The organism is Candidatus Thermoplasmatota archaeon, assembly GCA_034660695.1.
Lineage (GTDB): Archaea > Thermoplasmatota > E2 > UBA202 > DSCA01 > JAYEJS01.
This window is the reverse complement of sequence record JAYEJS010000046.1, coordinates 1-11,077: the sequence shown is the minus strand read 5'-3', so window position 1 is coordinate 11,077 and position 11,077 is coordinate 1. Positions and strand designations below refer to the sequence as shown.

The 11,077-nt window shown below is 42.7% G+C and carries 12 protein-coding genes and 1 pseudogene; 7 read left to right on the top strand and 6 right to left on the bottom strand.

Translation table 11 applies throughout. The annotated features are described in order from the left end of the window. Positions 1–372 precede the first annotated feature (372 nt). From U9O96_02430 to U9O96_02420, 3 genes are all read right to left on the bottom strand, one after another. Positions 373–534: a hypothetical protein gene (locus tag U9O96_02430; GenBank protein MEA2053964.1), complete on the bottom strand. Its 162-nt coding sequence runs from the start codon at positions 532–534 to the stop codon at positions 373–375. 101 nt (positions 535–635) lie between these two features. Continuing rightward, positions 636–1,841, bottom strand: a complete 1,206-nt coding sequence (locus U9O96_02425; protein ID MEA2053963.1) for a cation:proton antiporter — start codon at positions 1,839–1,841, stop codon at positions 636–638. 2 nt (positions 1,842–1,843) lie between these two features. Next, positions 1,844–2,305: a CBS domain-containing protein gene (locus U9O96_02420; protein MEA2053962.1), complete on the bottom strand. Its 462-nt coding sequence runs from the start codon at positions 2,303–2,305 to the stop codon at positions 1,844–1,846. Positions 2,306–2,417: 112 nt separating this feature from the next. On the opposite strand from U9O96_02420, the gene U9O96_02415 reads away from it, so the two are divergent. Together U9O96_02415 and mvk are read left to right on the top strand one after the other, a co-directional pair. Then, a complete protein-coding gene (locus tag U9O96_02415; protein ID MEA2053961.1) occupies positions 2,418–2,717 on the top strand; it encodes a hypothetical protein in 300 nt (99 codons plus the stop codon). Positions 2,718–2,838: 121 nt separating this feature from the next. Beyond that, positions 2,839–3,768 carry a mevalonate kinase gene (mvk, locus tag U9O96_02410; GenBank protein MEA2053960.1) on the top strand — a complete coding sequence of 310 codons (930 nt, stop codon included), beginning with the start codon at positions 2,839–2,841 and terminating at the stop codon, positions 3,766–3,768. On the opposite strand, the gene U9O96_02405 is transcribed toward mvk, so the two are convergent. Next, on the bottom strand, positions 3,765–4,907 hold the full coding sequence (locus tag U9O96_02405; protein MEA2053959.1) for a DUF1015 family protein: 1,143 nt from the start codon (positions 4,905–4,907) through the stop codon (positions 3,765–3,767). The genes mvk and U9O96_02405 overlap by 4 nt on opposite strands. Before the next feature lie 88 nt (positions 4,908–4,995). On the opposite strand from U9O96_02405, the gene U9O96_02400 reads away from it, so the two are divergent. Next, positions 4,996–5,856, top strand: a complete 861-nt coding sequence (locus U9O96_02400) for a radical SAM protein (GenBank protein MEA2053958.1) — start codon at positions 4,996–4,998, stop codon at positions 5,854–5,856. A gap of 208 nt (positions 5,857–6,064) precedes the next feature. Here the strand turns inward: U9O96_02400 and U9O96_02395 are convergent, their stop codons facing one another. Then, positions 6,065–7,180, bottom strand: a complete 1,116-nt coding sequence (locus tag U9O96_02395) for a caspase family protein (GenBank protein MEA2053957.1) — start codon at positions 7,178–7,180, stop codon at positions 6,065–6,067. A gap of 173 nt (positions 7,181–7,353) precedes the next feature. Between U9O96_02395 and U9O96_02390 the strand changes: the two are divergent. The 4 genes and pseudogenes from U9O96_02390 to porB all read left to right on the top strand — a co-directional run bounded on the left by U9O96_02390 (position 7,354) and on the right by porB (position 10,335). Then, positions 7,354–7,896: pseudogene (locus U9O96_02390) on the top strand (pyruvate ferredoxin oxidoreductase subunit gamma). Beyond that, positions 7,879–8,247, top strand: coding sequence for a 4Fe-4S binding protein (locus U9O96_02385; GenBank protein ID MEA2053956.1), 369 nt, complete (start codon positions 7,879–7,881; stop codon positions 8,245–8,247). Before U9O96_02390 ends, U9O96_02385 begins: the two are co-directional and overlap by 18 nt. A gap of 4 nt (positions 8,248–8,251) precedes the next feature. Beyond that, entirely contained in the window at positions 8,252–9,448 is a 1,197-nt protein-coding gene (locus U9O96_02380) for a transketolase C-terminal domain-containing protein (protein ID MEA2053955.1), read from the top strand. Further along, complete coding sequence (gene porB / locus U9O96_02375; protein ID MEA2053954.1) at positions 9,445–10,335, top strand: pyruvate synthase subunit PorB; 891 nt, start codon at positions 9,445–9,447, stop codon at positions 10,333–10,335. Before U9O96_02380 ends, porB begins: the two co-directional genes overlap by 4 nt. Positions 10,336–10,407: 72 nt before the next feature. On the opposite strand, the gene U9O96_02370 is transcribed toward porB, so the two are convergent. Continuing rightward, positions 10,408–10,722 carry a winged helix-turn-helix domain-containing protein gene (locus tag U9O96_02370; GenBank protein MEA2053953.1) on the bottom strand — a complete coding sequence of 105 codons (315 nt, stop codon included), beginning with the start codon at positions 10,720–10,722 and terminating at the stop codon, positions 10,408–10,410. Positions 10,723–11,077 lie beyond the last annotated feature (355 nt).

Below are 11,077 nucleotides of genomic sequence, written 5' to 3'. Positions count from 1 at the left end.
CGCTCCAACATACAACATTACTGTTGCGGTTGGGTATATGCTACATGGCTTTCTGATTTTACCATGACAGGACTTTCACCTGCAAGCTTGTATCAGCTTAGCTGGGCACACTAGCTACCGCTACTTACAACCATCATATTGTTTCGTTCTCCTGTCGCGCTGGTTATAGGGCAGACCTTTATGGTCTGCCACACGCGACAGAACACAATAGTTAGTAAGCTAAAAAAGGTAGGGCGGTCTCTCATCTGCGGGTCTTACGCTACGCTACAGACCACGCAGTATTCCCGGCCTAAATGGTATAAAATACCAAAGATAAAACCCAAACTTAAAAAGATGCTGGATGAACTCGAATAGGATATTGGAAAATAGAAATTACTTTTCATGCCAAATTCCTGTGAAATGGCATTTCTGGCATTCATAGACGTTTACTTCCATTATCCATTCAGGAATTTTTATGAAAGGTATGGATGGCATGTCTGATGAAGATGAAATTTTTTTCATCTCTTCTCCGCATATCGGGCATTTTTTGTTCATGGAGTGCAATAAAAGCCATTACATAAACTTTTATCTTCACACGCACAAATTTCTCATATGCTTATGCAGAGGGGATGGTCGACCGACAAAAAGATCTGCATTTATGCTGTACTATGTCCAACGCTTTCATTCCCTCTTTTTCTATATACAAGTTTTAGTAGCGGTGGTGTCAAAAATGATGACAGGATGACGAGCAATATTGTAGCGGCAAAAATTTGATGGGCCAGCGCACCTGTAAATATGCCTGCAGATATCTCCATTGTTACAACGACCAGAGCGACCTCCATTCTTGGCATCATTCCTATGCCAACGGATAAAGCATCCCTGAAGTTAAATCCCGATATTTTTGCCCCGGCAGTGCAACCAACTATTTTCCCGATAAACGCCATAGGAACGAAAAGAAGAACCAATGTCCCGATGTCGTTCATGGCAGAGAAATCAAATGAGGCACCAACCCATACAAAAAACAGGGGTATCAAAAAAACTTCTCCCAGCTGCCTTACATATTCCCTCACTTTTCTTCTCTGAGAGGTTGCACTTACAATCAAACCGGCAACAAATGCCCCGGTTATTGCCGCCAGCCCGAGGCCGGCTGCAAGAGCCCCCATAAAAAAACATAAGGCGAGGGAGGATGTGAGTACAATCTTCGGTATTTTTACCAGTTTTTTGTAATCAAAAAATTTCTTTACCAGATAAAGAATAACCCCTATGGATAAAAGAAAGAAGAATACTACCTTGAGCATTACCACCGGAACAGAACCCGTACCCAATATGACGGACAGCATCAAGATGGCCAGGACATCATCTATGATAGCAACTGTCAATATGAGAGTGCCCACCGGGGTATACAATGCGTTCATATCCATCAGCGTTCTTACAGTTATCCCAACGCTTGTAGCAACCATGATCGTTCCAATAGCCACCGAATGGATGATATTCAGACCAAGAAGCATGCCCACCAAATAGCCGGATACAAAAGATACCACGAAATTAAATAAGGCAGTTATCACTCCGCCCTTACCTGAACTTTTTATTCCTCCGAGACTTGTTTCTAGACCCGAGAGAAAGAGGAGGGTTATTATGCCCAAGGTGGAAATCGCTTCAAATTCCGGGGATAAAAGATCAAGCGTAAAAGAAGATTTAAAGCCCAAAAATGAGAATGGATGGCCAGAAAACTTTCCTATAATAAACGGACCAAGAATTATCCCTGCCAGAATTTCCCCTATGACGCCAGGCTGTTTCATCTTCTCAAAAATATAACCCAATATCTTGGCCAGTATGAGTGCAAGTGATATCTCAAGAAGCATGTTTATTTCCTCTTTCCCAAAAGAAATTGAAGAAGTTGATGAATCGTGATTTCTCCTGCCAACTTTTCGTCCTTCACAACAGGAAGGCGTCGTAAAGCATTAAATCTCATTTTTTCCAACGCTTCCTCAACGGTATCACCAGGCGAACATTTCACAAGACTTTTGCGCATTACGTCCTCCGCCTTGCTCGCTGTTCCGTATTTTAGAGATAAATAATGTTTGACCCCGAAGACATATCTGGGCAGTTTTTTTGGCGCAAGCAGATCGAGAATGTCGTGTTCGGTTATCACACCCACGGCTTTCATGCTGTTCCTGTTCTCGACAACCCACGCATGACTTCTGGAAGCGAGAACTGAAAGAACGTGAGATATATTGGCGTCCTTATCCAAAATAGGCAGGTCCCATACCCTGCCCGCCATGACTTCCTCAATTTTTTTTGCATAGAGCCTTTCCAAATCTTCCACGGGGCAGTAGAATAGATGGATATTTAATTATATCGATAAAAATTTCTAACCATTTGTTTACTTCTCTGATGTGAAATGGAAAATGTTATAAAACAAACCAACTTGTTATTTTATGGATAACGAAAACAATGGGGAAAAAGACTCACTTCTCGGAATAGTCGGCAAGGTACTTATTACATTTGGTGCATTATCGCTTGTTACCTATCTTGCAGTAAGGTGGCTCGTGATAGCTAACGGTGGAGGACGCGATATTTATGGTGTATGGCTTTTCCATCCAGATAGAATTTTAGAAATCATCGCTCTTTCGTCTCTCATGATATTTTTTGGACTTGTATTATATTTCATTAACAAACAGCTCATGAAATTAAAGGAGATGACAGAAGAACTGGAATACTATAAACCCATCCCATAAAATATCTTTGATAGAAATGTTTCCTATAGCTCTAACGCTTTATTGACAATATCTATCCTATGTTGCCTCCAATGAAAAAACAGTAAAAATTTTTACCTTCTTTTTGTTACGGTATATTAAAATGGCGATAGCATCTGTACCGGGCAAAATAATTCTTTTAGGGGAGCATGGGGTCGTATATGGGCAACCGTGTCTTTCAGTAGCAATAGATTTAAGGGTGGGGCTGGAAATGGAAAAAGGAAAAGAATTTTTAGTGAATGGCAGGACTATGGACAGCAGAAGACATACCTACATAAAACACGCCATAGACAAGCTCTGGGAAGGAGAGCCGCTGGCAGTCACAACCTTTTCAAAAATTCCATCTGCCAGCGGCCTTGGCTCTTCCGCCGCGATAACCACCGCCACTGTTGCATGCCTGCTGAAACTGAATAACTCTTTCTCTCTTGAAGAAGTAGCGAAAAAAAGCTTCGACATTGAATATGAAGTACAGAAAGGGGGCAGTCCCAATGACACATCTGTCTGCGCATATGGCTCTGCGATATTGCTGTCAGAAGAAAAGAAAGAGGGTTTCATATGGGAAATCTCAAAGGGGAAGCAGAAATGGTTTGTTCATCATGTCGATGCCCCGGATATGAGAATAGTCGTAGGAATAACGGGTATAAAATCAAAGACTCCATTGCTCGTCAAAAAAGTCAAAAAGTTTGTAAAATATTCCGGTTTTGCGAGAGAATTGACTGAGAGAATGGGCGAGCTGGTCATTGAAGGGATGAATGCCCTAAAAAACAATGATTTTGTATCCCTCGGAGGGAAAATGAATGAAGGCCAAAAAATTCTTCACACCCTCGGGGCAAGCTCTCCAGAACTCGAAAAACTGATAAATGCATCTCTCAGGGCCGGGGCGTACGGGGCAAAACTCACCGGGGCGGGCGGAGGGGGCAGCATGATAGCCGTCACAGATGAACCTGAGAAAATAGCGATAGCGATAGAGAAAGCAGGTGGAAAGGCGATGGTTACCTCTGTATCCAGTGATGGCGTCAAAGTGTGGGATTAACGCAGCGAATGAAATACCAGCCCTGTGAGCAACTTTGGATCAAACCATGTGGATTTAGGCGGCATACTTCTGCCTTCATCTGCCACCCTTTCCAGCTCATCAATGCTTGTTGGATGGAGATAAAATACTGCTGCATTTCCTTCTTCTTTGACCAGTTGCTCATACCCACTTCGCGGTACAGCTCCGCCAACAAAAAAAATATTTGGGTTATTTCTTACGTCGTTTATTTCAAGAATAGGGCCGAGCAATTTGTTTTGCAATATGCTCACATCAAGAGATTCAACAGAGCCGTCGGGGATTTCCCTAGGCAATAATTCCCGCCATTCATTATTCCAGTATATCTGTATCTCGTGCCTGCCCGGTTCTTTGAGTTCTTCCAGCCTATTCACCTCAAAATTTTCTTCAACTTCTTTAATGAAATTTTTTTTGTCTATCCTTTTCACAACTCTATTATATGGAAGAATCCTTACCTCATCATCGCTTGCAACAAAAATCATAACATACTTTACTTCTTCATTTTCATGCCTTTTCATGTATTCATAGGCCGCCCTCATGCGGTGGTGACCATCGGCAATATAGAGGTCTGTACCAGCAAATGATGATTTTATTTTATTAACTGTATCGTTGTCTATTTTCCACAATTTGTGGCTATATCCATACTTATTGAAATCAAAAATGGGCTTTCTGGAAACAATTTCATCCATGATTTTCTTTAGCCCTTCCTTGCTTTTGAAAATCGTCCAGACAAGGCCCGTATTTGCATTCGTTGCTTCTATATGCTTAATTCTATCATTAAGTGGTTTCTCCCTTGTTTCCTCATGTTTTTTTATCCTCCCCTGCTCATAATCATGGAGGGAGACTGTCAATATGAATCCTCTCTGGCTGAAACGTTCATCCCCCTCCCTGTAGAGATACATGCACGGTTCGTCTCTCACCATGTGCTTCATCGATTCTTTGAAAGCATTTTTTGCGTTTTCATATACCTCGTTTCCCTCACCTTCAGGAAGAATAATATGGATGGCATTTTTGCTCTTTCTGAGTTGAGCTTCCTCCTCCTTGCTGATGACATCATAGGGTTTTATACAAAACTTTTCTGGATGCACCGGCCTTATTCCTTCGAATTCTTTGACTGAAACCATGATATCGCCTGTAAAAGGGGATATGAATTTCATTTAAAAAATTATGGAGAAAAGAATTAATTTTGTTGGCTGTTAAGATGTCATCGAAATGCTGATAAATGAATTTGACCCATGGAAAAGCGAATTTTGCACGTGCCCTCCAAAATATTCATTCAGTCCGTACACAGGATGTTCTCATGCCTGTGTTTACTGTTACATCACATCTTACATCCCCAATCCATTCAAAGCGAGATTGAAGAAGGATGTAACAAAAAGATTGAAAAAGGAGTTGAAATCACGGTTCATTGGTAATAGATACATAAGCATGTCCAACAGTTCTGATCCATACACGCCGGAAGAAAAAATATATGGGGCCACAAGAAAAAGCCTCAAAATTTTCAGGGAAAATGAAATAAAAGTTTTGATAGTGACAAAATCCGACCTTGTGGCAAGAGATATAGATTTAATTTCTAAAATGAAGGCGTCTGTAAGCATGACCGTAACGACACTGAAAAATGAAATTGCCAGGGTAATAGAGCCTAACGCTCCCTCGCCCGAAAGGAGAATAGAGGCATTGGAGACGATGTGGAAAAATGGGATACCCTGTTCCGTGAGATTGGATCCGATAATACCAGGCATAAATGATGGAGAAATCGAGAAGATTGTGGGGGAGGCGTCAAAGTACTGCCACCATATCGTTTCTTCCACAATAAAACCGAGAAAAGATTCGCTGAAAAGATTGAAATCCGCAATGCCCGAAGCAATGGATAAAATAGAATTTGTAAAGAAGGGAAATTCGTATTATCTTCCTTCAAACACCAGATATGAACTTATGAAGAGAGTTAGAGACGCCTGCGAACTCCATAATCTTTCTTTTGCAACATGCCGAGAGGGCTTTGACCTCAATACGGCAACATGTGATGGAAGTCAACTCATAGAATTTGCCCAGAATAAAAAGAAAAGTTTATAAATACCGAAATGGATTTGTTACAGAGGGGAAAGGAAATCGGAATGGGAAGACCGTCAAATTAGCCATGCCTCCAGTAAAATCCAAAATTTTTTGTCATGGTCTTCCCGCCCATTTTTACCTGTAAATGTACGGCAATATATAATTTTTACCTTATTTTTAGGGTTGTGAAAAGCTCCAAAAAGGAAAATAAGAAAAGAAAAAGGGGTGTTTATGGAATCATATCTCCCGTATACTTGTCCACGTAGAATGGGTCAACATTCACATTCGCGTACTGGGAAGCCCATGCCTCCATTTCCTGCACTGCATATGCCGCATCGTCCTCAAAGTTGTTGTATGTATTCCAGCCTTCCATCTGGTAATATGTAAATACGCCGTTTTTCATTGAATCATCTCCGTCATAGGCGTAGTCCTTGTTGCTGGCAAACGCTCCGACACGCCCGTCAGTCACAACTCCTTTGAAACCCCCGATTTTGCAGGCGTCAAATGCAAAGTATATGTGTGTTGAATCTGCCGAACTGAATTTGGATTCAAGCCAGCCGTGTGTTATATACCACATATCCGTGGATATCATGCAAGAGCCATAATTGCGGTACGTTGTTCCATGGCCTGAGTATGTGAATACAACATAATCGTCTCCATCCTCCTTTGTAAGCAGGTCGTCAATCTTTGCTTCTATGGTACTTGCTGTTGCCTCCCTGTCGATTAAAGTAGTCACGGTATAACCTTTGCCATTCAAAAATCCCTTCCAGTCCATTGCATCATCATCGCAATAATTCAAGTCGTTGGCTGTTCCGTCGTAATCGCTGATGCCAATGCACAGGGCATATTTTTTAACCACACCGTCGCCTCCGCTACCATCTTTGGTTACGGTGATGCTATCCGAGCCAGTATTGCCGACGGAATCTGTTGCTTCCGCCGAAATGGTATGTGTCCCATCACTTTCTCCGGTGGTGTCCCAGTCATACGAATTTCCTGTTGCAACAGTTACTCCATCAATCTTAATTGTCGGGATTGGGTCTGGGTCATCTTCCTTGTCACTTACTGTTACAGTGATTGTTACCGTCCCAGAAACAGTTGCACCATCGGCAGGATTAGTGATTGTCACGCTTGGTTTTTTATCGCCAGCTCCTGGCGGTTTACCTTTTGTCAGGAAGGAAAACCGCATGCCCTTGTCTGTAAGCACGGGTACGATGGGTCTTCCGTCAACAAATTTTCTTTCTTTTATCTCAATTTTTACCTTGCCGGTGGAACTTCCTATTGCGGGCATTACAACACCCACTACAAAAAGTGCCGCTACAAATATTGCCAGTGTTTTCCTGTTCATGTTTCTTGCCTCCAGATATATAACGGGTTTGCGCTATTAAAACTTTTGTTTTCTTTTTTAAAATGCTTCTCAGGTAGCTGTAAAACAGGAAATGTCAGCCCACTGCCTTTGTTATGTCTTTGCCGGCATCATAACATTAATATTGCATTCGTGCATTACCGCTTTGGATAATCATGTATGAAATACGTTTTCACGGAAGAGGCGGGCAGGGTGGCCGTATGGCTGCTGAAGCCTATGCCCTTGCAGCTTTTTTGGAAGGAAATTACGCCGTATCCTTTCCTTTTTTTGGGGCGGAAAGGAGAGGCGCGCCAGTAAAAGCTTTTACGCGTGTGGACAATAAAAAAATAAGGATAAAGACGCAGATATACGAGCCTGACTATGTTGTTGTTCTGGATGAGACGCTGCTTGAGACGGTTGACGTTCTTGAAGGCTTGAAAGAGAATGGCGTGGTCATAATCAATACCCAGAAAAAGCCCGAGGAAATCGAATTGTCCAGAGAGGTAAGATGCGCTACAGTCGATGCCACATCCATAGCTCTGGATGTTCTCGGAAGAGCAATAACCAATACCGCCATTTTAGGAGCACTGGCAAAGGCAACCGGACAGGTTTCGATAGAATCAATAGAAAAGGCGATAATGGACAAATTCGGCACAAAGATGGGACAGGCTATGGGTGAGAAAAACGCAAAGGCGGCAAGAATGGCATATGAAAAAACGGTTACAGGCAAATGCAAAGATGGCAAAGCATTTGTTCCTCAGAAAGAATGGCTTCCTACAGTTGACGAACTTCCGTTGGGTGGATCGATTGCAACCATGGAAACAGATGCGGGGCTTGTTGGCATTGGCTCGTTTATTGAAAACAAGACAGGCGGGTGGAGAACATTTATACCCAGCGTTGACAAAGAAAAGTGCATAGGATGCAAGATATGCTGGTTTTACTGCCCTGAAGGGTGCATTTCAATGGTCGACAATAAGGCGGTTATTGATTACGACTACTGTAAGGGCTGCGGGATATGTGTAAACGAATGCCCAACTCATGCCATAACAATAGAGAGGGAAAAGAGGTGAAAAAATGCTGCAAAAATTAGAAAGAAAAAAAATGGTGGTAACTGGCGATTATGTCGCTGCATATGGCGCATTGCTGTGCGATGTGGATGTGGTCGCTGCGTATCCTATCACCCCTCAAACTTATATCGTCGAAGATTTTTCCACGTTTGTCAATGACGGTGTAACAGATGCAGAATTCATAAAAGTGGAATCCGAGCATTCTGCGATGTCGGCGGCCATAGCTGCCCAGGCAGCAGGCGCAAGAACGTTCACTGCTACCTCCTCTCAGGGACTTGCCCTTATGCACGAAATGCTGTTTGTTGCAGCCGCCCTGCACATGCCCATAGTGATGCCTGTCGTGAATAGAACGCTTGCCGCCCCGATCGGCATATGGTGTGAATACAACGATACCATGCCGGAGCGAGATACCGGATGGATGCAGATGTACTGCGAGACCAATCAGGAAGTGCTTGACATGATCATACAGTCATACAAGATAGCGGAGTACAGGGATGTTTTGCTTCCGATAATGCCGACACTCGATGCATTCATTCTGTCCCATACGGTCGAGCCTGTTGACGCCCCTTCAAGCGATGAAGTTATGGATTTTCTTCCGCCTTATGAACCCGATGTTATTCTGGATACTGAAAGACCGATGACAATCGGCTCGTTTGCCCCTCCCGAATACATTCAGGAAGTGAGGTATCAGAATGAACAAAGCATGCAGAATGCAAAAAGAGTCATAAAAGAAATAAATAAAGAGTTTGCATCTGTCTTTGGGAGAGATTATCATGGGCTTGTTGAGGAATATAGGTGCGATGATGCAGAAGCAGTGTTAATAACCCTTGGTACCGTAACTGGAACGGCTAGAGAGGTTGTAGACGAGATGAGGGAAGAGGGAAAGAAAGTGGGACTCGTGAAATTGAGATTCTTCCGCCCGTTTCCAATTGAAGAACTGAAAAAAATTGCAGATAACGTGGAAGCCATAGGTGTGTACGACCGTTCCATATCGTTTGGCTCGGGTGGGCCAACTTTCATAGAAACAAGACATGCATTATACGGCCGTGACATTCCGATAGTAAATTTCCTTGCGGGACTGGGTGGCAGAGATGTCGTAAAAGCGGACGTGAGAAAAATGTTCGAGAAAACACTTAAGGCAGCCAGGGAAGGAAAGGTTGAAAAGGAAGTTGTATGGATTGGTACAAGGGGGGTGGAAGAATGAATATAAAGGATTTGCCAGAGGAAAGCCTTTTCACGTCTGGCCATACAGCATGCCCCGGATGTTCAGCTCCCATCATTGTCCGCAACATGATGAAAATACTGGGAAAAGATACGATTGTTTATGCCCCTGCAAACTGTCTGCTCGTATTCGGGGGAACATATCCCTACATAGCATGGAAGGTTCCATACCTGCATGAGGCATTTGAGAATACCGCTGCATGTATCTCTGGCGTTAAACGGGCGCTGAAAAGGAAAGGGAAGAAGGCGACTGTCGTTGGCATTGCCGGAGACGGGGGAACATACGACATAGGAATTCAGGCTTTGTCTGGTGCAGCCGAGAGAAACGAGGACGTGATTTACGTGTGCTACGACAACGAGGCATACATGAACACGGGCATTCAGAGAAGCGGCTCAACCCCTTACGGTGCAGCGACAACCACAACGCCTGCAGGCAAAAAAATTCCGGGGAAGATGCACCACAAGAAAGACATGACGGGGATAATGAGGGCACATGAGGTACCATACATGGCAACGATGAGCATTTCGTACCCGAAAGATTTTCTGAATAAAGTGGAGAAAGCAAAGAATGTTGAGGGATTCAGATACCTGCATGTTCTTGCCCCGTGTCCCACTGGCTGGAGGCATGACCCTGCAAAAACCATCGGGATGGGAAAGAAAGCTGTTGAAAGCGGGATGTGGACTCTCTACGAGGCGGAATACGGAGACATAACAAACATATACAAGCCACCGAAGAAAATACCCGTGGCAGATTACATAAAAGGGCAGGGACGATTCAGGCATCTTACGGACGAGATGTTGAAAGAACTGCAGAGATGGGTCGACAGAAAGTGGGAACACATGTACGGAGAACTGCCGGAAGAAAAGTAACCCTACTTTTCTCTACCTTTTTTGTTTTAAATTTCTGATAGGCTCAAAGCAAGTAAAAAGGGAATATCTTGATTATGCGAATATTGTTTCTTTTTCCATTTTTGCCATTGTATCTGCCAGCTCAAAATCAAATTTTAATATCTTCCTGACCAACTCATTTTTTGTATTGAGCTTGAACATTTTAGACTTTCCAATTATTCTTGTTTCCACCAGTATTTTTTTCCCTATCAACCCGGGGATGATTTTGTAGAGTGTGGGTCTGCTAATCTCCGCATATTCAGCAATATCGCTAATACTGTAATCATAATTTGGATGATCTCCTAGGAAATCCAATATTTTTGCTTGAGGACTCCCTCCGAATATTTCTCTAAACATGACTATCACCATAACCTCTCCAATACTCAGTTTTGATATTCATTTTGTCTCCATACCCCAAATGTCTGATAAATATAAAAATTTTTTTACAAAATTGTTAGATATGTTTACAATATTTCTGCTATGTAAATTACAGCGATGTACAAAAACAGATTCTATGGAAACTATGGAGGAATAGATGTTTTGGAAAAGGTCACATGCTTATTGACAATGTTTTAAGGGGTTTTCCCAGGAATAGAATAGTAGATGACCCGATTTATCTGAATTACCCCTAATTTTTACTCAAAATGCCCAACCTGGTGTAGTTTCTTTGGTTAAAACATCCCGTTTTTTGGAATGCAAACAATGTTTTACTCTATTTTCTTCC